The 22,615-nt window shown below is 35.1% G+C and carries 21 protein-coding genes; 17 read left to right on the top strand and 4 right to left on the bottom strand.

The genetic code is table 11. The features are described 5' to 3' along the window. Positions 1–48 precede the first annotated feature (48 nt). From AC6CHR_RS09355 to AC6CHR_RS09310, 10 genes are all read left to right on the top strand, one after another. Positions 49–1,092 (top strand): LacI family DNA-binding transcriptional regulator, encoded by a 1,044-nt coding sequence (locus AC6CHR_RS09355; RefSeq protein WP_498248377.1) that lies wholly within the window; start codon positions 49–51, stop codon positions 1,090–1,092. 129 nt (positions 1,093–1,221) lie between these two features. After that, positions 1,222–3,159 (top strand): glycoside hydrolase family 127 protein, encoded by a 1,938-nt coding sequence (locus AC6CHR_RS09350; protein ID WP_498248376.1) that lies wholly within the window; start codon positions 1,222–1,224, stop codon positions 3,157–3,159. A gap of 240 nt (positions 3,160–3,399) precedes the next feature. Next, a complete protein-coding gene (yknW, locus tag AC6CHR_RS09345) occupies positions 3,400–4,083 on the top strand; it encodes a YknW family membrane protein (RefSeq protein WP_498248375.1) in 684 nt (227 codons plus the stop codon). Beyond that, positions 4,083–5,201, top strand: a complete 1,119-nt coding sequence (locus tag AC6CHR_RS09340; RefSeq protein WP_498248374.1) for an efflux RND transporter periplasmic adaptor subunit — start codon at positions 4,083–4,085, stop codon at positions 5,199–5,201. Before yknW ends, AC6CHR_RS09340 begins: the two co-directional genes overlap by 1 nt. After that, complete coding sequence (locus AC6CHR_RS09335) at positions 5,198–5,878, top strand: ABC transporter ATP-binding protein (protein WP_498248373.1); 681 nt, start codon at positions 5,198–5,200, stop codon at positions 5,876–5,878. The genes AC6CHR_RS09340 and AC6CHR_RS09335 overlap by 4 nt, the downstream gene beginning before the upstream one ends. Positions 5,879–5,880: 2 nt before the next feature. Further along, the gene (locus AC6CHR_RS09330; protein ID WP_498248372.1) at positions 5,881–7,074 is read left to right on the top strand and encodes an ABC transporter permease; all 1,194 of its coding nucleotides are present in this window, start codon (positions 5,881–5,883) and stop codon (positions 7,072–7,074) included. Between the two features lie 418 nt (positions 7,075–7,492). Beyond that, entirely contained in the window at positions 7,493–8,236 is a 744-nt protein-coding gene (locus tag AC6CHR_RS09325) for a DeoR/GlpR family DNA-binding transcription regulator (protein ID WP_498248371.1), read from the top strand. A gap of 77 nt (positions 8,237–8,313) precedes the next feature. Then, on the top strand, positions 8,314–9,237 hold the full coding sequence (gene pfkB / locus AC6CHR_RS09320; RefSeq protein ID WP_498248370.1) for a 1-phosphofructokinase: 924 nt from the start codon (positions 8,314–8,316) through the stop codon (positions 9,235–9,237). Then, positions 9,237–11,102: a PTS fructose transporter subunit IIABC gene (locus tag AC6CHR_RS09315; RefSeq protein ID WP_498248369.1), complete on the top strand. Its 1,866-nt coding sequence runs from the start codon at positions 9,237–9,239 to the stop codon at positions 11,100–11,102. The genes pfkB and AC6CHR_RS09315 overlap by 1 nt, the downstream gene beginning before the upstream one ends. Positions 11,103–11,259: 157 nt before the next feature. Then, positions 11,260–11,685, top strand: a complete 426-nt coding sequence (locus AC6CHR_RS09310) for an organic hydroperoxide resistance protein (protein WP_498248368.1) — start codon at positions 11,260–11,262, stop codon at positions 11,683–11,685. 282 nt (positions 11,686–11,967) lie between these two features. Here AC6CHR_RS09310 and AC6CHR_RS09305 read toward each other — a convergent pair whose 3' ends face one another. Further along, the gene (locus AC6CHR_RS09305) at positions 11,968–12,669 is read right to left on the bottom strand and encodes a DUF2306 domain-containing protein (RefSeq protein ID WP_498248367.1); all 702 of its coding nucleotides are present in this window, start codon (positions 12,667–12,669) and stop codon (positions 11,968–11,970) included. 159 nt (positions 12,670–12,828) lie between these two features. Between AC6CHR_RS09305 and lepB the strand changes: the two genes are divergently transcribed. Together lepB and AC6CHR_RS09295 are read left to right on the top strand one after the other, a co-directional pair. Then, on the top strand, positions 12,829–13,389 hold the full coding sequence (lepB, locus tag AC6CHR_RS09300) for a signal peptidase I (RefSeq protein ID WP_498248366.1): 561 nt from the start codon (positions 12,829–12,831) through the stop codon (positions 13,387–13,389). A 122-nt stretch (positions 13,390–13,511) separates the two neighbouring features. Further along, positions 13,512–14,483, top strand: coding sequence for a DUF4349 domain-containing protein (locus tag AC6CHR_RS09295; protein WP_498248365.1), 972 nt, complete (start codon positions 13,512–13,514; stop codon positions 14,481–14,483). 8 nt (positions 14,484–14,491) lie between these two features. Here AC6CHR_RS09295 and AC6CHR_RS09290 read toward each other — a convergent pair whose 3' ends face one another. Then, a complete protein-coding gene (locus AC6CHR_RS09290; RefSeq protein WP_498248364.1) occupies positions 14,492–14,752 on the bottom strand; it encodes a hypothetical protein in 261 nt (86 codons plus the stop codon). Between the two features lie 161 nt (positions 14,753–14,913). Here AC6CHR_RS09290 and AC6CHR_RS09285 point away from each other — a divergent pair, with 161 nt between their 5' ends. Then, the gene (locus AC6CHR_RS09285) at positions 14,914–15,405 is read left to right on the top strand and encodes a DinB family protein (RefSeq protein WP_498248363.1); all 492 of its coding nucleotides are present in this window, start codon (positions 14,914–14,916) and stop codon (positions 15,403–15,405) included. Between the two features lie 58 nt (positions 15,406–15,463). Then, positions 15,464–16,384, top strand: coding sequence for an aminoglycoside phosphotransferase family protein (locus AC6CHR_RS09280; RefSeq protein ID WP_498248362.1), 921 nt, complete (start codon positions 15,464–15,466; stop codon positions 16,382–16,384). A gap of 31 nt (positions 16,385–16,415) precedes the next feature. Here AC6CHR_RS09280 and AC6CHR_RS09275 read toward each other — a convergent pair whose 3' ends face one another. Then, positions 16,416–17,858: a carbon starvation CstA family protein gene (locus AC6CHR_RS09275; protein ID WP_498248361.1), complete on the bottom strand. Its 1,443-nt coding sequence runs from the start codon at positions 17,856–17,858 to the stop codon at positions 16,416–16,418. Positions 17,859–18,158: 300 nt separating this feature from the next. Between AC6CHR_RS09275 and AC6CHR_RS09270 the strand changes: the two genes are divergently transcribed. The 3 genes from AC6CHR_RS09270 (at position 18,159) to AC6CHR_RS09260 (ending at position 21,798) form a co-directional block, all read left to right on the top strand. Next, positions 18,159–19,043: a CPBP family intramembrane glutamic endopeptidase gene (locus AC6CHR_RS09270; RefSeq protein WP_498248360.1), complete on the top strand. Its 885-nt coding sequence runs from the start codon at positions 18,159–18,161 to the stop codon at positions 19,041–19,043. Positions 19,044–19,400: 357 nt separating this feature from the next. Next, positions 19,401–21,020, top strand: a complete 1,620-nt coding sequence (locus AC6CHR_RS09265; protein ID WP_498248358.1) for an ABC-F family ATP-binding cassette domain-containing protein — start codon at positions 19,401–19,403, stop codon at positions 21,018–21,020. Between the two features lie 178 nt (positions 21,021–21,198). Next, the gene (locus tag AC6CHR_RS09260) at positions 21,199–21,798 is read left to right on the top strand and encodes an OmpA family protein (RefSeq protein WP_498248357.1); all 600 of its coding nucleotides are present in this window, start codon (positions 21,199–21,201) and stop codon (positions 21,796–21,798) included. Between the two features lie 70 nt (positions 21,799–21,868). Here AC6CHR_RS09260 and AC6CHR_RS09255 read toward each other — a convergent pair whose 3' ends face one another. Next, the gene (locus tag AC6CHR_RS09255) at positions 21,869–22,600 is read right to left on the bottom strand and encodes a LytR/AlgR family response regulator transcription factor (RefSeq protein WP_498248355.1); all 732 of its coding nucleotides are present in this window, start codon (positions 22,598–22,600) and stop codon (positions 21,869–21,871) included. Between the last annotated feature and the right edge of the window lie 15 nt (positions 22,601–22,615).

The raw sequence follows: 22,615 nt of genomic DNA, 5'->3' as shown, positions 1-22,615 counted from the left end.
CTGGGGTTTATTATTTACTTAAACGATTAAATTGAACGAGGCGATGAAATGGTTACAATGAGGGATATTGCAGAGCGAGCAAATGTTTCAGTTGCTACCGTTTCTTATGTTTTAAATGAAAGCGGAAACATCAGTTGTGGAACAAAAAGGAAAGTATTGGAGATTGTCGAAGAACTAAACTATCGACCCAATCAAATTGCCAAAAGTCTAAAATTGCAAAAGACAAACACAATTGGAGTAATCGTAGAGGATATGACCGTTTTTAATGCCCCGCCAATTATCGACGGTATAAATGAGGGAGCTGATAGGCTTGGTTTTTCTATTCTTTTAACGAACATGAGGTTAAAACAGCGGATAAGTAATAAACCCGAGCATATAGACCAAGTAATTTTAATAACAAAAAAAGTAGTCGATGAACTGGTAAGTAAAAAGGTAGATGGGATCATCTATATTGGTTTGCATCCAAGAGATGTGACAGAAAGTATACCAACAATGGATGTACCTATTTTGTTTACCTATTGTTATACAACCAACGAAAATCAACACTCAATTAACTATGATGATGAAAAAGCTGCTTATGATGCAACAAATTATTTTGTGTCACAAGGTCATCAAAAAATCGCATTAATTAGTGGTCATATAGATTCGATGTCCGCACATTCAAGGTATTCAGGCTATTATAAAGCAATTAAGGAACATAATCTTATCTTTAAACCAGGATATATTAAGACCGGAGATTGGCAGTATGATTCAGGTTATTCCTTAACATTGGAGCTTCTTGATACAAGAGATCTACCGACTGCTATTCTCGCAATGAATGATCAAATGGCAATCGGTGCAATTCGGGCTTGCAAGGACTTAGGTTACAAAGTGCCGACAGATATCTCAATAATGGGCTTTGATAATAGAGAATTTGGTGATTATTACTCACCGAAACTTACGACAATGAGTCTCCCACTAAGGGAGATGGGGTTATTGGCAATTGACAGACTTAATAAATTAATTAGTCGTACTGCTTTAGATAGTCAGAACGAAAAAACAACCTTAATTTGTGACTTAATTGAAAGAAATTCTGTTTGCCCTCCTAAGTAGGCCTGAATTAGGAAAGGGAGGATTTTTCGCCTTTACTTAAACGTTTAACTCATAAAAATAAGCTTAAACAATTTGGGTTAAAAGTATTTTTTCACTGTATTAAACAGCATGTATAGAGGAGGAAATTCAATGGAAATCAAACAAAAGAGTAGATCAAAGACTACTATTACCGATAGCTTTTGGCAACAGCGTTTAGAGGTAATCCGTGACCATGTTATTCCCTATCAATGGGACGCGTTGAATGACCGTCTTCCAGATACTTCACCAAGTCATGCAATTGAGAACTTTCGAATTGCTGCAGGTAAATCACAAGGTGAATTTTTCGGAATGGTGTTTCAAGATAGTGATGTTGCAAAGTGGATAGAGGCAGTTGCATTTAGCTTAGAAAATGAACCAAATGAGGAACTTGAACAAATGATCGATGAGGTTGTGGTGTTATTAGCTAAGGTACAAGATGAAAGCGGATACTTAAATACATATTATCAAGTGAAAGAACCGACCAAACGTTGGACGAATGTACGAGACAATCATGAATTATACTGTGCAGGTCATTTAATAGAGGCTGCAGTTGCTTATTATCATACAACAGGAAAGAAACAATTTTTAGAAATAATGAGTAAATATGCAGATTATATTGATACTGTATTTGGTCGAGAAGAAGGTAAATTAAAAGGGTATCCTGGACATCAAGAAATTGAATTGGCTTTAATAAAATTATTTGATGCAACTGGCAATGAACGTTATTTAAATTTAAGTAAATACTTCATTGATGAGAGAGGAAAACAACCTCATTATTTTGACATTGAAAAGAAGGAACGAGGAGATACAAGCCCATTCTGGTTCAATGATGATTATGCTTATCACCAGGCACATAAACCTGTAAGAGAGCAACAAGAAGCGGTTGGTCATGCTGTGCGTGCTGTCTATATGTATACCGCAATGGCAGACATTGCTTCGAAAACAAATGATCAATCGTTGAAAAAGGCCTGTGAAACTTTATGGGAGAATGTAACACAAAAGCAAATGTATATTACAGCAGGTATTGGTTCGATGGTATATGGCGAAGCATTTTCGTTTGATTATGATCTTCCAAATGATTTGAGTTACACGGAGACATGTGCTTCAATCGGATTAGTCTTCTGGGCAAAACGGATGCTAGAACTGGATGTGGATCGTAAATACGCGGACGTCATGGAAAGAGCGTTATATAATGGAACAATCAGTGGAATGGATTTAGACGGAAAGAAATTCTTTTATGTTAATCCTTTAGAGGTTCATCCCGAAGCCAGTGAAAAGAGGAATGATAAAGGTCATAGTAAACCTGTCCGTCAAAAATGGTTTGGTTGTGCGTGTTGCCCACCTAATATAGCAAGATTAATAGCATCGATTGGACATTATATATACTCACAGAAGGATAAAGAATTGTTTGTTCATTTGTATATGGGTAACGAAACAGATCTTGATATCGATGGTACTAAAGTAGGTATTATTCAACAAACAAACTATCCTTGGAATGGAAAAATAGCTATCAATGTAGCTCCAGAATCTGATTTATCATTTACTCTGGGACTCAGGATACCAGGTTGGTCTAGAGGTGCAACTGTAAAAGTTAATGGAGAAATTATCGATCATCTGCCGTTAATGCAGAATGGATATGTCTACTTGAAACGTATTTGGAGTGAAAATGATCAAATAGAAATCGAACTACAAATGGTAATCGAACGTATACAAGCAAATCCACTTGTTCGAAACAATAACGGGAAAGTTGCTCTTCAACGGGGGCCAATTGTATATTGCTTAGAGGAGGTTGATAATGGTGATAATCTTTCAAGTATTTTCCTACCGAGGAGTGCTAAGTTAACAGCTAATTTTGAATCTGAATTACTTGAAGGAATTGTCGTCATTTCAGGTCTTGGGGAACGAAATACTGTAGCAGGCTGGGAAAATCAATTATATCGTCCTGTAGAAGACCAAACTAAAACGGTAGAAATAAAAGCAATTCCTTATTATGCATGGTGTAACCGTCAATCAGGTGAAATGACTGTTTGGGTGAATGAGAAGAGGTAAGTTATGAAACTAGAATAAAAATACGATAGCAAGGTTATTTCTTGTTCTCGTATTTTTTTTTGTTTATTTATTTGACGATGACTTTAACGATAGGTTTCTAGTTATGGTTTATTGCTATTAGTGATTTCTTGTTTTTTGTATTGGAGTGAAAAGACTTCCAATAATAGTAATAAAATATGAAACTATTTCCTTTATGAATCGTATTAATCTATGAATACATAAAATGGAGGTTATATGATTATGGAACCAACAATAGTGGAACAAGAAACGATTCAATCGAAAAAGCCATCAATATTTGGGATGATTTTCAGTCCGAGTGAGCAGTTTGAAAAAATAAGAGTGAAGCCGGTTATTTGGTTGCCGTTAGTTCTGCTTACAATAATTGCTACAATTATGGGAGTCCTGGTAGTACTCAACACAGATCCTGCAACTGTACCTGGTGTGGAAATGTCAGCAGAAGAATTAGAAATGGTTAAAGTGTTCGGAGTTGTAGTGGGAGTTTTAGGAGGATTAATTGGCACACCGCTTGTCTTTGTGGTAATGGCTGCCATATTATTAGGTGTTTCTAAAATTTTCAAATCGGATGTTACATTTAAAAAAATGTTCTCATTAATTATTTTTATTAGTTTTATTACAGTGATAGGACAAATACTTAATCAACTCATTATTCTAGCTATCAATAGTGATCCAGTGATTACATTGACCAGTTTAAACAGTTTTATTGGAGCTGATGGTGTCTTAGGAGCTGTTTTTAGTGCAATCGAAGTGTTTAATATTTGGTATACTATTTTGTTGGCTATGGGACTTGTTAAAGTAGCAAATCTTTCCAAACCTACAGCGTATACGATCTCAATTATTTATTTTTTAATTGGAATTGCCTTTGCTGCAGCTAGTGGAGCTGCTCAAGGAATGACACAACTATAATGAAAAAAAAGGTCTGGATTTCAATAGGGGTCATTTTACTTATCTTAATTTTAGTAGGTGTTAATGTAACTAGAACATTGAATAAAGAAGATCTAACGGTCAAAACAGGAACTATTGAAGAACGAGAAATAATTGGGAACGTCATGATTCCAGGAACTCTTTCTTTAAGTCAGGAAGACTATGTGTATTTGGATCCTGAAAATGGTGAGGTTTCTGAAGTTCTAGTAAAAGCAGGAGATCAGGTAAAAGAAGGTACTCCAATAGTTCGTTATGAAAACGAACAGCTTCAATTAGAAAAGGAACAAAACGCGCTTTCACTTGAATCATCCTACTTACAAATTAATCAAAAAAAGGATCAAATTGATGAGTTGGATGATAAAGAGGATGAGTTAGCAGAGCAGGTTGGAGAAAAAGAAGCAAAGAAGCAAATTGATTCCGAAAGAGAACAATTAAAACTTGAATTAAAAGTAGCTGACATAGAAGCAAGACAGGTTATTCTCCAAAAAGAAACGTTAAAAAAGAACTTAGAACAATTAGAGGTTAAAAGTGATATAGCAGGAACAGTACTTTCGATCGATGAAGATGCACTCGCAGGCATTTCACAGACCCCAATCATCCATATTGGTAAAGTGGATAATTATGTTGTAAAGGGATTTATTTCCGAATATGATTCATTGAAAATTAATGAAAAACAACCAGTATTACTTAGATCTGATGTCGTTCCTGATGAAGAATGGAAGGGAACTGTGACAAAGGTTAGTCTTTTACCGGTTCAGTCAGAAAATGCAATGGCAACCGAGGATTCTGCTGTCCAATATCCTATTGAAGTATCAATTGATGCTACTGACATCGAGGCAAAACCAGGGTTCAAACTAATCATGGAAATTGAAACAGACAGACGTACAGTCAAATCTATTCCATTAGAATCGGTGAAACAAGATGGTGAAAATTATTATGTGTTTGTTGTTAAAGATGGAAAAGCGATCCGTAAAGAAGTGAAATTGGGGAGCGCAAGTGATGAATTTATGGAGCTTAAATCAGGCTTAGACACAGGAGAAAAGATTATCATCAATCCTCCAGACAGTCTACAGAATAATATGGAAGTGAGTGTGAAATGATCGAACTTACCACGATCACAAAAAGCTATAAAGTTGGGGTAGAGACATTAGATGTCTTAAAAGATATAGATCTTACCATCATTAAAGGAGAATTTGTTGCAATAATGGGTCCTTCTGGGTCTGGTAAATCTACGCTTATGAATGTGATCGGTTGTTTAGATAACCCTAGCTCTGGGATGTATTTATTAGATAATGAGGATATTTCGAAATATAAAGATGAAGAGTTAGCAAAGGTACGAAACTTATCGATTGGGTTTGTATTCCAGCAATTTCAGTTATTACCACGTTTAACAGCATTGAAAAATGTTGAGCTTCCGATGGTATATGCTGGGTTAGGAAAAAAGGAAAGAGAAGAGCGTTCAAAATTAGCTCTTGAGAAAGTAGGATTAGCTGATAGAATGAATCACTTACCGAACGAACTATCAGGTGGTCAAAAACAGCGTGTAGCGATTGCTCGATCAATTGTAAATGAACCTAAAATTATCTTGGCAGATGAACCTACAGGGGCTCTAGATAGTAAAACAAGTGTATCGATCATGGAGCAATTCACACAGTTAAATAAGGAAGGTACCACAGTTATCCTTGTCACACATGAACAAGAAGTAGCAGACTACTCAAATCGAATCATAACGGTTAGGGATGGAAGAATTCTCTCCGATGAAGAGCGGGGGAGATAACGATGAGTTTACTAGAAAATATGAAAATGGCGTTAAGTTCGGTCCTCGCCCATAAACTACGATCAATCCTAACAATGCTTGGAATCATTATTGGTGTAGCAGCAGTTATATTGGTCGTTGCTATTGGTCAGGGTGGGGAACAATTATTAAAAACGTCAATTACCGGTCCTGGCAATACAATTGAGGTTTATTATGAACCAAGTGAGGAAGAATTGTTATCAAATCCAAATGCGTATATGACCGCTGCTTTTAAACAGGAGGATGTCAATGCTTTAAATGAAATACCCGAAGTGAAAAAGGTTGTCGCGTCTTCTACAGAGTATTTTTCAACAAGATTCCGTGAAGAAACTGCTGATACAAGTGTATATGGTGTAAACCAGGCTTATATTGAAGTGAATAATTTAAATGTACAATCTGGTAGGAACCTACTTGAAACTGATTTTATTGGTGGAACAAGAGTGGGTGTCATTAGTAGTGAGTTACAGAAAGAAATGTTTGATTCAGAAGAACCAGTTGGTGAAGTTGTCTGGATACAGGGACAACCAATTGAAATCGTTGGTGTATTAGAAAAACCAACAGGGTTATTTGCTTTTGGAGCAATGGAGGTTTATATACCTTGGAACACGTACCGATCTTCGTTTGGGAAAACGGATTACAACCAAGTTACTCTCCAAGCGACGAACGCAGATACGATGAAAGAGGCAGGGGAAAAAGCTACAAATCTTTTAAACACAGCCCATAACACAGAAGAATCTTATAAAGTGTTAAATATGGAAGAGATGGCAGCAGGGATCGGGCAAATCACAAGGATTATGACCTTAATCATTGGATCGATTGCTGGGATCTCGCTCTTTGTTGGTGGTATAGGTGTCATGAATATTATGCTCGTCTCGGTTACCGAACGAACAAAGGAAATTGGGATAAGAAAGGCACTTGGAGCAACGAAAAGACAAATACTAACTCAGTTTTTAATTGAGTCTATTACTTTAACATTAATTGGTGGAATAATCGGGATTATCTTTGGAGCAATAGCAGCAAATATTGTCTCAATTTTTGCTGGATGGCCACCACTGATCTCGTGGCAGGTAGTCGCAATCGGATTATTATTCTCTATGCTAATTGGAGTCATATTCGGTATGTTGCCAGCTAACAAGGCGGCACGTTTGAACCCAATTGAAGCATTAAGGTATGAATAACATGCAAACTCCTTTCAGGTAATTATCTGAGAGGAGTTTTTTTTTGAGAAAAGGGATAAATAATAGGGCATGGACCTTTTGAATACAAGGAGTTAAGCGCTCTTAAAATGAAAAATTTAGTAAAATAATGAAATATCAATAACTATTGCTAGTGAATCATCTATAGTAAATATTTAAAGGTCTTATGTTCAAAGTTGAGTGATTAGAGAAATAGCTAAGAGATTGGAATCATAGAAAATTAGGTATAAATACGCAAAATCAATCATTAAATGATTATTTATGATTGATTTTGACCGAATTTGAAAGTATAATAAAAACGTAATGAACAATGTATTCGTTTACAAAAATATTTCCAGGTAGTTTGTTGCTTTAAATCTATAAAAATCAATTTTTAAATTAGTTAGGAGGTGTCAATTTCTTGCTAACTCCTGAACGTCATCAAGTTATTTTAGATGTTCTAAAAGTGAAAAAATCTGTTACTATTCATCAACTAGTCGAACTAACAGATTCTTCTGAATCAACAATACGACGTGATTTATCACAATTAGAAAAAGAAAAATACCTTAAAAGATTACATGGAGGAGCTGCTTTACTCCAAGGTAAACTTAGGGAACCCAATATCGTAGAAAAATCAGCCAAAAACCTTCAACAAAAAAAAATAATTGCAAAAGAGGCTGCCATTCTAATTGAAGAAGGAGATTGCATCTACTTAGATGCGGGGACAACGACGCTTCAGATGGTTGAATATCTTCCTGTTGATAAAGAAATTGTTGTGGTGACAAATGGACTTACAATTATTGATCCACTTATGGGAAAAGGAATAAAAACCTACTTAATTGGAGGGTTTTTAAAGCCATCAACAGGGGCAATGATTGGTCAAGGTGCATTAGCAGGTATAGAACAATACCGTTTTGATAAATGTTTTTTAGGGGTGAATGGTATACATCCTGAGTTAGGATACACGACACCAGATCCTGAAGAAGCAGCAATAAAAAGGGCAGCTCTTCAGCTGGCACGAGAAAAATATATATTAGCAGATCATACAAAGTTCGGAGAAATTGCTTTTTCTAAAATTAATGACCTTGCTGAGGCAAAGGTGATTACAGGTGAGATTGAAGAGGACATTTACCAACAATATAAACCATTTCTATGGAGAAAATAATACAACCAATTAATCAATAATTAAATGTATCTCTTATTCCTTAATAATTAATCAAAAATATTAAAGGTCGTGAAACAATGATTTATACCGTTACATTAAATCCATCAGTTGATTACATCGTAGAGGTAAAAGAATTTGAAATAGGTTCATTGAACCGTACAACTGCAGATACAAAATTTCCAGGTGGTAAAGGAATTAATGTATCGCGTGTCATGAAACGTTTAGGTGTTGAATCGAATGCTTTAGGATTTATTGGAGGGTTTACTGGTAAGTTTGTAGAGGATTTTTTACATGATGAAGAGATCAAGACAAGCTTTGTAAAGGTCTTAGATGATACAAGAATTAATATTAAATTAAAGACAGAATTAGAGACTGAGATAAATGGATTAGGACCTTGCATTACTAACAGTCAGGTTGAGGATTTCCTTAAGATTTTTAATGAAATGAACAAGGAAGATATCGTCGTGTTAGCTGGCAGTATACCAGGAACGTTACCTACTTCTATTTATAAAAAAATTATATCTATCTGTGAGAAAAAAGGAATTAAGGTAGTTGCGGATGTTTCAGGTGATGCCTTGAAAGAAGTCGTTTCTCAAAAGCCGTTTCTCATTAAACCAAACCATCACGAACTTGGGGAATTATTCAATGTAGAGATAAATTCAGTTGAAGAGGCGCAAATTTACGCAGAGAAATTGATAGAACAAGGTGTGGAACATGTAATTGTATCGCTTGCCGAAAAGGGAGCGCTGCTGATTACAGCGGACAGTTCTTATGTAGCGAATGTACCAAAAGGAAAAGTGTTAAATTCTGTAGGCGCAGGAGATTCAGTGGTTGGGGGATTCATAAGTGCCCTTTCAAAGGATTATTCAATTGAAGAAGCATTCAAAATTGGTGTGGCTTCTGGTAGTGGGACAGCATTCTCAATGGGCCTATGTACAAAAGAAAAAATAGAAGAGTTATTACCTTATATTCAAGTGAGTAAGGTAAAGGGGGAAGAGTAATGAAGATTACTGAATTACTAACTAATGAAACGATTAAAATGGATCTTCAGTCCACATCAAAAGATGGAGTTATCTCAGAACTGGTAGAAGTTTTAGATACCGCAGGCAAGCTAGTAAATAGAGAAGATTATCAACAGGCAGTATTGGAGCGGGAGAAGCAAAGCACAACAGGAATCGGAGATGGTATCGCGATACCGCATGCTAAGACGAGTGCAGTGAAGGAGCCGGCTATTGTTTTTGGTCGTTCTAAAGCAGGTGTCGATTATCAAGCTTTTGATGGGGAAGCAAGCTACTTATTTTTCATGATAGCAGCAACAGAAGGCGCGAATAACACGCATTTAGAAGCGTTATCAAAGCTTTCTACGATTTTAATGAAACAAGATGTACGAGATCAATTACTAAAAGCCAATTCTAAGAATGAAGTTTTAGCAATTATTGATCATTATGATAAATCAGAAGAAGCAGATGAAGTAACCGCAACAGAATCAACTGGAGGAAAAATAGTAGCTGTTACTGCATGTCCTACAGGTATCGCCCATACGTATATGGCAGCTGATTCTTTAAAAGAAAAGGCTAAAGAGATGAATGTTACAATCAAGGTTGAAACAAATGGATCGGGTGGGACGAAAAATCTATTAACAGCAGCTGAAATTGAGGAAGCCACTGCAATTATTGTTGCAGCAGATAAACAGGTTGAGATGGAACGTTTTAAGGGCAAGCATGTGATAATCGTTCCGGTCGCTGATGGTCTTAAAAAGCCGAAGGAACTAATCGAACGTGCACAAAACCAAGATGCTCCAATTTATAAAGGGAATGGAGAAAATAGAAAAGAAGATCGAACTGGGGAAAAATCAGGATTTTATAAGCATTTAATGAATGGTGTTTCAAACATGCTACCATTCGTGGTAGGTGGAGGTATATTAATTGCACTTTCATTTATGTTTGGTATTCATGCCTCAGACCCGAATCATGAATCTTATAATGCTTTTGCAGATGCATTAAATACCATTGGTGGCGGCAATGCGTTTGGTTTGATGATCCCAGTTTTAGCAGGATTTATTGCGTTAAGTATAGCAGACCGACCTGGATTAGCACCTGGTATGGTTGGTGGATTTATGGCAGCGCAAGGTGGAGCTGGTTTCCTAGGTGGGTTGATTGCAGGGTTTTTAGCAGGATATATCGTTGTTCTTCTGAAAAAATTATTAGCGGGTATGCCTGCTTCTTTGGAAGGAATTAAACCGGTTCTTTTATATCCGGTCTTAAGTATCTTTTCAGTTGGTATGATTATGTTTTTCGTGATAAATAAACCAGTAAGTGCATTAAATGGATTGATTACTGATTTATTAAGTGGTCTAGGTACTGGTAATCTAGTATTACTAGGTTTGTTACTTGGTGGGATGATGGCAATCGATATGGGTGGTCCGATAAATAAAGCCGCTTTTACTTTTGGGATTGCTATGATTGATGGAGGCAATTTTGCACCACATGCTGCAGTTATGGCAGGTGGGATGGTTCCTCCGTTAGGTATTGCTTTAGCAACAACACTCTTCCGTTCAAAATTCACTAAACGAGAGCGTGAAGCAGGTCTTACATGCTATTTAATGGGTGCGTCATTTATTACTGAGGGTGCTATTCCTTTCGCAGCATCTGATCCTGCACGGGTCATCCCTTCAGTTGTTACCGGTTCGGCTGTCGCTGGTGCATTAGCGATGTTTTTTGGAAACGGATTAAGAGCACCACATGGAGGGGCGTTTGTTATTCCATTAGTAGAAGGAAATCCTATGTTGTACTTAGTAGCTATTATCATTGGTGCAGTTGTAACGGCAGTTATGTTAGGATTACTAAAGAAACCTGTAACTGGATAAAAGTATGAAGAAGTTGACTGATGAAGAATTTCACAGTCAGCTTCTTTTCTATGAAAAATAACTACACATTTCGATTAGAAACTAAGTTTAAGGGTAAAGTTTAGTAGTAAGGAAAACTTTGGACTATAATTTATATGAGGGAAAGGATTGATGAAGCATGACAGAACCTTTATTTACAACTTCGGTATCAGCAGTTGGAGGAAGAGAAGGACATGTAAAATCTTCAGATGGTAAGATCAATTTCGACATTGCAATGCCTGGTACACCAAGGGAAAAGGAGCTACCGGAATCGACGAATCCTGAACAACTATTTGCAGCTGGGTATTCAGCATGCTTTGATGGAGCCCTACAACTCATCGCTAAAAAGGAAAAAGTTCAATTTGAATCAAACGTAACGGCAAATGTTAGTTTACTTAAAGATGAGGAAGATAACGGCTTTAAGCTAGCAGTGAAACTTCAGGTGCAAGGAAAAGGAGTTGAAAAGGACAAGCTTCAAGATCTTGTTCATAAAGCTCATGATTTCTGTCCATATTCAAAAGCAACCAGAGGCAATATTGAGGTTACTCTTGAGGTTGTGGAATAGATGAAGAGGGTGCCAATAATATTGGCACCCTTTTTAAATTTGATAAAAATGGTATTTTAGAATTTGAATAGTAATTTTAGATTATAAAGTCAATTGCTCTTATTTCATTGACAGTGAAAAATACTTTATTATTAGGCTCTTTTCTCAAGGTTTATTGCTCTAGTACGAATAAAAATTGGCTTTTGGATTTTTATGATATAAATTGAAGCTATCTCAAGAAGGATATTAAAGTCATTTAGCGAAAACAGCCCTTTATAATGATACTAGATACATTTCCGATAATTACATCTTTATGTTGTCTTTTATACTGAATTTCCTAGTATAAAATATTGCAAGTCCTATAATTAACGGAGTAATCACAATCGTTGGCAAAAACCAGAGAATAATACTGACAGAATCTATATTTAAAAGCCTAGGTGCACCGAAGACGATAAATGCTGTTATTGTAGAAATACAACAAGCAAGCATTCCGGAAAAGTGTTCCAACCACCAATGCATTTTATGATTAGGTTTTTGAAGCCAATAACGAAGTTGAACAATTCCTAATGAAATTCCTACTAATGGAAACCATGATAATATAGAGTTCTCATGAATAAAACCATATATACTGATCCCAATTCCTGAATTCAAAAGTAAAGTTGAGAAAGCAAGATCTAGAAGGTTTTTATGAGCCTTCTTTCGGCCTTTGTATCTTAAAACACGCAAACCATAATAAGCAGCAGCCGAGCTTAAAATGCTGATAAATATAAGAAACCAAGAAAAAGAAATAACATCTTCTGTTGCTGATTTGTCAATGAAAATTCGAAAGAAACCCATATAAAATGCACTGATCGCGACAAGAAACATGCTATATACATAAATCCAGCCAAATATCTTGTGTAGCTTGCCACCCTTTTTTGTTACAATAGGTAGCCAAAAAACAAAAAGTGCCAGGAATCCCCCAATAATATGTAAAAAGCGAAACACAGTAAAAATAAACTCCAAAACTGATCACCCCCATAGATAAATGTTTACAAAAATTATATTTATTACCATTTTCTATGAAACACAAAAAAAGATAAAGGTTTTTTGTGTTTTTTAGCAAAATAAATTATTTAAATAGGTATAATGGAAATTGAGCAATAAATGAGGAGGACTCAAAACATGTCACAAACTGAAACAGAAACAGCAAAATCAAAAATATGGGAATGGACAAAAGCAATAATCTTCGCGGTTGGATTAGCGATGATTATCCGTTTTTTTATATTTGAACCATATCTTGTAGAGGGGTCTTCGATGGATCCTACCTTAAAAGATGGAGATCGCCTTTTTGTAAATAAAACATTGCAGTTTATTGGTGATATTGAAAAAGGTGATATCGTTATTATTGATGGAAAAGAAGAGAATATACGATATGTAAAAAGAATCATCGGCTTTCCAGGAGATCTTGTTAGCGCAGAACAAGGGAAGGTCTATGTAAATGGAAAAGAGTTAAAGGAGCCCTATCTTACGAGTAACGAAGAGGAAGCAGAACAAGAGGGGATGCCGTTAACAAATGATTTTGAAGAAATTGAAGTTCCAAAGGGGAGCTATTTTGTAATGGGTGACAATCGCCGTAACAGTATGGATAGTAGAAATGGACTTGGATTGATAGAGGAAAATCGAATCTTAGGAAAATCAGAATTTATCTTTTTTCCGTTTGGTCATCTAAGTAAAACAGAATAGGAATTAAGAAATGCCGACAGTGATTAATTGTCGGTTTTTTGTTTTTCCTACTTTTGTAACGTTCTACTCAGAAATACGACTACTCCTTTAGAAAGCATAAACTTTAAAAGGGTGTGTTTAGGATGAATAAGTTTTGCTATGCCATATTTGCACTTTTATTTATAGTCATGATAAATGGTTGTAGTCATTCTTCAAGTGAAGAAAGTCTTCAAGCAGACAAAGCAGTCGAGGAAAAAGCAGATAGTAAAAGTAGTAGTATAGCTAATGTAGGAGAGAGCAATCCAGAATTAGCTAAAGAAGAAACCATCCAATCTGAGAATGTACAGGCTGAAGAAGGTTCAACAGAAGCGAATACAACCCCCTCGAATGATCGTATGGTTATATATACAGCAAACCTATCTATTGAAGTTTCTAGCTATCAAGATACACTAAAACTTGTTGAACAGCAGATTGCTTCTTCAAATGGATACATCGTTGAGTCTAATTCTTATTCAACTGGTGAGGAAAATACCCTGGAAGGAACAATTACAGTTCGTATCCCCCAAGATAAATTCGACGGATTTTTGCAAGCTGTTGAGAGTGGAAGCAGTAAAGTTCTAAACCGTTCGATCGCTGGTCAAGATGTTACCGAGGAATATGTAGATCTTGATGCACGATTAAAATCAAAACAAATCGTTGAAAAGCGCTTGGTTGATTTTATGGAAAAGGCAGAGAAAACAGAGGATTTGTTAAAAATTTCGATAGAATTATCTAAAGTACAAGAAGAAATTGAGCAAATTAAAGGGAAAATGAAATATTTAGACAATAAAGTGGATTTAGCAACTGTAACGATCCATGTTGTAGAGGATAAAGTGAATGTTCCTCCACTAGAAAATAAAGATTTAAATACATGGGAAAAAACGAAAGAACAGTTTATGAATAGTGTGAACTTCGTCTTAAAGGCATGTTCAGCGATCATCGTATTTATTATAGGAAGTATGCCAATCTTGTTAATTTTAGGTGGTCTCTTATTCATCATGCTTGTCATCATTAGAAAAAGACGAAGACATAATCAAGGAAAAAAACCACCATTAAATGAAGAAAATGAAGAATAGTAAAAATATCAAGTAGCCAATATTGTTAATAGTAGCATTGTAATAAAAACAGTCCCAATTATCGAAAGCACACTAATGAATAGAGACATACTTTTATTAGCCGGTAAATACTGAGGTAGAATTTTTCTTGTTGCAATATAGATGACGATATAAAGAAAAACTACACCTATGATAAAGGTAACACCCTTTGATTGGAAACCAAGGAAGGCAAAATAAATTCCTGAAAGAAGTATTAATAGACAATACTCTATGATTGTATGAAGTTTCATGTTGATAGCTCCTTAAATTGATGATAGTTCATTTTACCATAAGTAAAGTTAATTAGTTCAGTACTTGCAATTCTTAAAAGAGAAAATCCGAATAGTAAAGAAATTAATTAATCGTACACTGTTGCTTTAATAGCAAAAAAATAAAAAGTGAGGTAGCTAATATGGATAATAGAAATAAAGTCACAAAATTACTCTTCGAAGAGTTGGAATTAGCAGTTCGTACATCAAATAATTTAATTTTAAAAATCAATGACGATCAATGGAATTATCGTCCAAAGGAAAATATGAGAAGTCTAAAAGAATTAGTTCATCACTTAGTTTCAATTCCATTTGCAGATTTGACTTGTTTGCTATTAGAAAAAAGTGAAATCGAGTACCAACAAATAGAAACGGACATTGCAGATTGTGAACATCCAGAATTATTAGGTACTCTCATGGATAAAAATTATCAAAAACTAAAGACCTATATTGATTCGTTAAGTGAAGAGGACCTTATGAATAAACGAACAAAACCGTTTTATTATGAAAATGAAGGATATGTGCAGCTTAAATGGCTGATAGAAATCGTGACACATACGTATCATCATCGTGCTCAGTTATTCAATTATTTAAAACAAGTAGATCACGATATTAATATGTTTGATTTGTATTAATCGTTTAAGAATGAATTAAGAATTAGCATAGTTTTAACAGAAAGCGTGGTGTTTGATAATGATGTGTTTACCACAAGAATTTATTAAAACGATTAAATTGGTTCATAAAGGTAAAGGGGAGATGTGGTTAAAAAACTTTAGTGATCTAATAACCTATTGTGAAAAGCGGTGGTCAATCAACATAGAGTTCCCATATGAATTATCCTTTAACTTTGTTGCTCCTGCGATTAAAAGTGATGGAGATAAAGTTGTCGTTAAACTTGTAGTTCCGGGTGATAAGGGGTTATTAACAGAAATTGAAGCGCTTAAACAATTTGATGGAAATGGGATTGCGAGATTAATTGATTATGATATTCAAAAAGGAATCATGATTTTGGAATATGTATCACCAGGTGAAAAGTTATCAACATTAAGCAATGATCACGAAGCAACCGTTATTATTTCTCAAGTAATGAAAAAATTATGGAAATCAGCACCCAATAATTCGAACATACCGACTATTTTTCAACGAGAAACCGAATTTAAACGTATTCGTCAGGAAAACGAATATGGAATTGGACCTATTTCCATGGAGATGCTGATTAAAGCAGAACACGTATTTTCTAAGTTGACTGAATCAATCACGGAGTTATTTTTACTGCATGGAGATTTTCATCATTATAATGTTCTATCGTCTAACAATAACTCATGGATTGCAATAGACCCAAAGGGTTTGATAGGAGAGCGTGAGTATGATGTGATTCAATTTTTATTAAATAAATTACCTACCAATAATGTACTTGAGGTGACTGACAGACGAATTGATATTTTAGTAAATGAGTTGGGGTTAGTAAAAGAAAGAGTTTTGATGTGGGGTTACTGTCATACGATTCTTAGTGTGTATTGGACTATAAACGATTTTGGAGTTCCCGATGAAAACATCGTTAAGTTAATTACTACATTTGAAGTTTTGTATACTCATTATACCCAAACTAAATAAAAGAGAAGAAACTCTTCTCTTTTATTAGAAATTAAGCTGCAGGATGAATATCATCATCAAGTCTTAAATTATTTGCTCTAGACTTTATAGCTGCTTTATAAAACAGTACTGTAATGATTATTGTAACTATACTTGCACCAATATAAGAAATATTCAATGGTAAGCCAAAACCAATCGCTGCATTTAAAATATATGTGGTTGTAGCCATTGTCATAAAAATACCAGGAATCATTGCGATCCAATAATTTTTCTTGGCAATGAATAAGTACATCGCTCCAACCCAGAGTGCAATTACGGCAGTAGATTGATTTGCCCAAGAGAAATAGCGCCATAACAAGGTAAAATCAATTTTTGTTAAAGCAAACGAGATAACGAATAAAGGAATAGCTATCCATAAACGGCTCATTAATTTTGTTTGTGAAATGTTTAGGTAATCAGCAATGATCATTCGAGCACTTCTAAACGCTGTATCACCAGATGTGATCGGTAAAATAATGACCCCAAGTACCGCAAGAGTTCCTCCAATTGCTCCTAACATAGCAGTAGATGCTTCACTTACAATTGCAGCAGGTCCACCGTTAGCTAAAATATCTGCCAAGCCGGTATAGCCATCGAATAAGCTCATCGCTGCAGCAGCCCAAATCATGGCGATAATTCCTTCAGCAATCATCATTCCATAGAAAATAAATCGTCCTTGTGATTCATTTTGAGTTGTTCGTGAAATAATTGGTGTCTGTGTTGCATGGAAACCAGATAACGCACCACATGAAATCGTTAAAAATAAAAGTGGAAAGATGGGTGCTTTATCAGGATGCATGTTTTGTAAGGTTAATTCCGGTATAGGTGCACCATTTATTACTAAGGAAATACCTACACCTAATGCACTAATTAACAATAGACCCCCAAAGAACGGGTAAAGACGCCCGATAATTTTGTCAATCGGCAACAGTGTAGCGAAAATGTAATAGATAAAGATGGCTGCAATAATTAAACCGAATGACAACCAATCAGGAGTAATACTTGATAATAAATCAGCAGGTGAGGTAACAAAAACTGTGCCTACTAAAAGAAGTAGTAGGATAGCAAAAGCATTTACTACATGTTTCATGACTTTACCTAAAAACTTTCCAGCCAATTCTGGTAAATGTGCACCTCTGTTGCGGATGGAAATCATTCCGGTTAAATAATCATGTACTGCACCGGCGAAAATGCAGCCTATTACGATCCAGATGAATGCAGCAGGTCCATATAATGCACCCATGATTGGTCCGAATATAGGCCCTACGCCAGCAATGTTTAGTAACTGGATTAAAGAATTTCTTTTTTTGCCCATTGGTAAATAATCAATATTATCTTGTCTGGAAATAGCGGGTGTTTCTCGAGATTCCTTTACTCCAAATAGTTTCTCAATATATCGCCCATAAATGAAATAACCTAAAACAAGAAGTAAAATTCCTCCAATAAATGTATACATGGTAACCCTCCTACAAAACAGTGAATGCGCTTACATCTATAATAACAAGAAAAGGAGATGTAGAGACTAATATATGTTTAACATGTTGAAAATCGAACTTGAGATGCATGATAAGGCTTTCAAAATGCGAATTTAGCTGATTAAATTTCCATAAGCAATTAAAATGATCTAACCAGTAGGTTTATAGTAATATTTTCATTGATTATGATGTAAAAATCTGTTAAAAATATTAGTAGGATGTGAATGATTAAGCTAATTTAGGTTGGATAAAAGAATAGAATATTACGAGGGAGTGTAAGAATGGTTAAAGATTTCATTTCGATAAAAGAAGGTAAAAATACACATTGGCGTTATTTTAGTTCACTATTAGTCATTCTGGCATTTATGCTAATAATAGGAACAATTGCTTATGTCATTGCAGTTCTAATAACGGGGGGGATTGACCCTGAGCTACTTAATTTTGAGGAGATGATCATAACTGATCCATTGGTTGATTTTTATTTATATCACATTGTTAATATTTTTACAGTTCTAGGTATGTGGATTGCTGCCAGAACAATTCTAAAAAGGAAGCTTATTTCCTTTATCACACCATATGAGAGAGTAAATTGGTCGAAAGTGTTTTATGGCTTTTCTATTGCACTTGCCATTTTTGCTGTATTTGCCTTATTAGACTATGCTATATTTCCTGGTGATTATGTATTAAACAATTTTGATGGTTCTAGGTTTGCGTGGCTTGTGGTGGCTTCTCTTGTATTAGTTCCTATTCAAACGACTTCGGAGGAATTACTTTTTAGAGGCTTTTTATTACAATGGGCAGGAAAATTAACGAAAAATCCGATCATTCTAACATTAATTATTGGAGGAATATTTGGAGGGTTGCACTTTTTCAACCCCGAGATGGAATATGGTCCGTTTTGGGTTGCAATCGATTATTTAGCAATGGGTTTTATCTGGACATTTATCTCAATTAAAACGAACAGTTCAGAGTACTCTATTGGAGCACATGCAGCTAATAATATGTTCCTATGTATTTTTCTTACGATGGAAGATACAGTAGTTGGCAATATACCATCGCTATTTGTTGTGACAAATGTAAATGCTATGCTATCTGCACTAACAACTGTTATAACAGGATTAATTTTTTTGTTTATTGTGTTACGAAAACAAAGGAAAGATCACTAGCAAATTTAATTAGGGTCGATTTCTTTCTAATAGATATAAGTGAATAATTAAAATCGTAAATACATAGGAAGCAGTGGGTTTCTCTAATTGAAATCACTGCTTTTATTGCTTATATTGTATACAAATAGTTGATCAAACCAATAAATAGAACAGATAGTAAATGTTTGATATAGATTTACCAAGTTGTTGCTTCATTTCTAAAATGTTGTTTCTCACAGACCCATCCAAGGTTCTAAGCAATTGTTATGAGAAATAATAAATCATTAAATGTATGTAAAGTTGTTGGCTCATAACGTATAAAAAACACTCTATAAGTGTTATAATTATTTAGATGTTTATAGTATTGGAGGATGTTTCATGATTCAAGTTACGAATGTTAGCTTACGGTTTGGTGATCGCAAGCTTTTTGAAGATGTTAATATTAAATTTACTCCGGGGAATTGCTACGGATTAATTGGGGCAAACGGTGCAGGAAAATCAACGTTTTTAAAAATATTATCAGGTGATATTGAAGCACAAACAGGTGATGTTAGCATGGCACCTGGCGAGCGTTTAGCTGTGTTAAAGCAAAATCACTTTGAATATGAAGAACATGAGGTTCTAAAAACAGTTATTATGGGTCACAAACGTCTATATGGTGTAATGCAAGAAAAAGATGCTATATACGCCAAGGCTGATTTCACTGATGAAGATGGTATGAAGGCAGCTGAATTAGAAGGTGAATTCGCTGAGCTAAACGGTTGGGAAGCAGAAAGTGAAGCAGCCATTTTATTAAAGGGTCTTGGTATTTCGGAAGATCTTCATCAAAAGAAAATGGCTGATCTAACGGGCGGAGAAAAAGTGAAGGTACTTCTTGCGCAAGCATTATTTGGTGAACCCGATGTTCTTCTCCTAGATGAGCCAACTAACCACCTTGACATTCAAGCTATTCAATGGCTGGAAGAGTTTCTCATTAACTTCGATAATACAGTTATTGTTGTATCCCATGATCGACATTTCTTAAATAAAGTTTGTACGCATATAGCTGATTTAGACTTCTCAAAAATTAAGGTGTATGTAGGAAACTATGATTTTTGGTATGAATCAAGTCAATTAGTTCAAAAATTAGGTCAAGAATCAAATAAGAAAAAAGAAGAAAAAATCAAAGAGCTTCAAGCCTTTATTGCGCGATTTAGTGCAAATGCATCAAAGTCAAAACAAGCAACATCTCGTAAAAAGTTGTTAGATAAGATTTCATTAGACGACATTCAGCCTTCATCACGACGTTATCCATATATTAATTTCACTCCTGAACGTGAAATTGGTAATGATGTATTACGAGTAGAAGCTTTATCAAAAACAATTGATGGAGTTAAAGTGTTTGATAATGTTAGTTTTATTCTCAATAAAGACGATAAAATTGCTTTTGTAGGTAAAGATGAAATCGCGATAACTTCACTATTTAAAATATTAGCAGGCGAGATGGAGCCTGATAGTGGCACAGTTAGATGGGGTGTTACAACAACACAAGCTTATTTCCCTAAAGACAATAGTGAGTACTTTACTGGCTCTGAGCCAAGTCTTGTAGACTGGCTGCGTCAATATTCTCCAAATGACCAAAGTGAAAGCTTCTTACGTGGCTTTTTAGGTCGGATGCTATTCTCTGGTGAAGAAGTGTTGAAAAAGCCTAGTGTATTATCCGGAGGGGAAAAAGTTCGTTGCATGCTTTCGAAAATGATGTTAAGTGGTTCCAATGTTCTGTTACTTGAGGAGCCGACAAACCATTTAGACTTAGAATCAATTACTGCCTTAAACAATGGTTTAACAGGGTATAAAGGTGCAATGATATTTTCATCCCATGACCATCAATTTGTACAGACCGTTGCAAATCGTATAATCGAGGTTGCAGCAAACGGTATTGTCGATAAGGAAATGACCTATGATGAGTTTTTAGAAGATGATCAAGTACAAACGCAATTGAAGGAACTATACGCATAAATTGTGTTTCATATAAAAAGAGATAGATTTGTGAAGAGTTCGTTCATAAGCTATCTCTTTTTATGTTGAAATAAATTGGAAATATATACAATTTTCACAGCGGTAATGATAGAATTAAGGAGTTGTCGAGAGTAATATCGAAGTTGATATATTATCTGGTCCTACAGGAGTTGATGTGATGAGAAAGGCTGCAATTGTTTTATTATTATCCTTATCAATTAGTGCTGGTTGCAATAGTGAGCAAACGGTGACACCCGTTTTAGAAACTAGTAACAAAAATTTGGGGAAATTAGAGCGAGGTGAACTCGTAGTGACTGGTCAAGAAGTGTATCCGGGTACGTCAGAGACACAATCAACTAACCTTGAATTTAATCTAGACGGACCAGAATGGGCCAAAATAATTAAGAGGGATAATCTCATCATTGTTCGTATTGAGGATGATCGTATATTTAACTTTGAACAACTAGAATTCAATGAACAGGCGCAAGCTAGTTTAGATGAGTTATTATCTGTGTTTTCCATTTTGCCTGAGCGAAGTCATCTGAAAATAGAAGCCCATACAGGTGATAGGGCAGATGATGATTTTAACCTTAATTTAACAAAGAATCGCGCAAATTCTTTATTAAGACACTTTGAAAAACAAGAAGAATTATCTCACATCTCCTTCGATGCAGAAGGACTGGGAGAAGCAGAACCGATTGTACCTAATACAAATGACGAAAATCAATTTATTAATAGCCGTTTTGATTTCATTATTAAAGTTCCGAGTAAAGGATAATAGCTAAGATTATCATTCTTTACTCAAGGATGTTTTCTACAAATAATATTGTTTTCTAATTAGTCTTACACTAAATTTCTAACCTTGACCTTAAGGCTTTAAGATAATTTCTACTTACAGATAGCCATTCTTTCTGTCCTTTAAGCTCTAAATGATATGCACCATTAAACCATGGAATAAGTCGAGATACCTCATGAAGGTTCACGATATAACTTTTATGAATTCGGAAAAAGTTGAATCCCTTTAATCTGATTTCTAAATCTTTTAATGGTGTTTTCGTTTCATATTCTGCCCCTTTACCTACTATCTTTGTTACACGTTCATCTCGATATAGATAGAGAATTTCGTGAGGATCGATATAAACAATGCCATCATCATTATCAACAGCTAGCCTTGATGGTGCTGTTAATTTCTCCTTAATAGGAATCTTTTGTAATCTTTCTTCTAATTTTATCACTGTTTCTATTATGCGGTCGTCATCAAAGGGTTTCAGGATATAATCAATTGCATCGTAACGAAAGGCATCCACAGCAAAAGTTGGGAAGGCGGTCGCAAATACTACCAGTGGTGAGTTTTTTAATTCTTTTAGTGTCTTTGCGGTTTCAATTCCATTCATTTTTGGCATATCGATATCAAGAAATACGACAGCTGGCTTTAGTTGTAATGCTTTTACTATTGCAGCTTCTCCTGATTCTGCCTCGCCAACCACTTCAATTGAATGATGTTGGAGTAACAAATACTTTAACTCATCACGACTATATCTTTCATCATCTACAATTAATACAGTTATTGTATCTTTCATTTTTCTCTCCATTTC

The organism is Metabacillus sp. GQ13 (genome assembly GCF_059758525.1).
The sequence above is the reverse complement of the archived record's forward strand: the minus strand, read 5'-3'. Positions and strand labels throughout refer to the sequence as shown.

Bases quoted from the DNA above. Each gene is read 5' to 3' on its own strand.
- AC6CHR_RS09355 (WP_498248377.1), top strand. From the start codon at position 49: ATGGTTACAATGAGGGATATTGCAGAGCGAGCAAATGTTTCAGTTGCT.
- AC6CHR_RS09350 (WP_498248376.1), top strand. From the start codon at position 1,222: ATGGAAATCAAACAAAAGAGTAGATCAAAGACTACTATTACCGATAGC.
- yknW (WP_498248375.1), top strand. From the start codon at position 3,400: ATGGAACCAACAATAGTGGAACAAGAAACGATTCAATCGAAAAAGCCA.
- AC6CHR_RS09340 (WP_498248374.1), top strand. From the start codon at position 4,083: ATGAAAAAAAAGGTCTGGATTTCAATAGGGGTCATTTTACTTATCTTA.
- AC6CHR_RS09335 (WP_498248373.1), top strand. From the start codon at position 5,198: ATGATCGAACTTACCACGATCACAAAAAGCTATAAAGTTGGGGTAGAG.
- AC6CHR_RS09330 (WP_498248372.1), top strand. From the start codon at position 5,881: ATGAGTTTACTAGAAAATATGAAAATGGCGTTAAGTTCGGTCCTCGCC.
- pfkB (WP_498248370.1), top strand. From the start codon at position 8,314: ATGATTTATACCGTTACATTAAATCCATCAGTTGATTACATCGTAGAG.
- AC6CHR_RS09315 (WP_498248369.1), top strand. From the start codon at position 9,237: ATGAAGATTACTGAATTACTAACTAATGAAACGATTAAAATGGATCTT.
- AC6CHR_RS09310 (WP_498248368.1), top strand. From the start codon at position 11,260: ATGACAGAACCTTTATTTACAACTTCGGTATCAGCAGTTGGAGGAAGA.
- lepB (WP_498248366.1), top strand. From the start codon at position 12,829: ATGTCACAAACTGAAACAGAAACAGCAAAATCAAAAATATGGGAATGG.
- AC6CHR_RS09295 (WP_498248365.1), top strand. From the start codon at position 13,512: ATGAATAAGTTTTGCTATGCCATATTTGCACTTTTATTTATAGTCATG.
- AC6CHR_RS09290 (WP_498248364.1), bottom strand. From the start codon at position 14,752: ATGAAACTTCATACAATCATAGAGTATTGTCTATTAATACTTCTTTCA.
- AC6CHR_RS09285 (WP_498248363.1), top strand. From the start codon at position 14,914: ATGGATAATAGAAATAAAGTCACAAAATTACTCTTCGAAGAGTTGGAA.
- AC6CHR_RS09280 (WP_498248362.1), top strand. From the start codon at position 15,464: ATGATGTGTTTACCACAAGAATTTATTAAAACGATTAAATTGGTTCAT.
- AC6CHR_RS09275 (WP_498248361.1), bottom strand. From the start codon at position 17,858: ATGTATACATTTATTGGAGGAATTTTACTTCTTGTTTTAGGTTATTTC.
- AC6CHR_RS09270 (WP_498248360.1), top strand. From the start codon at position 18,159: ATGGTTAAAGATTTCATTTCGATAAAAGAAGGTAAAAATACACATTGG.
- AC6CHR_RS09265 (WP_498248358.1), top strand. From the start codon at position 19,401: ATGATTCAAGTTACGAATGTTAGCTTACGGTTTGGTGATCGCAAGCTT.
- AC6CHR_RS09260 (WP_498248357.1), top strand. From the start codon at position 21,199: ATGAGAAAGGCTGCAATTGTTTTATTATTATCCTTATCAATTAGTGCT.
- AC6CHR_RS09255 (WP_498248355.1), bottom strand. From the start codon at position 22,600: ATGAAAGATACAATAACTGTATTAATTGTAGATGATGAAAGATATAGT.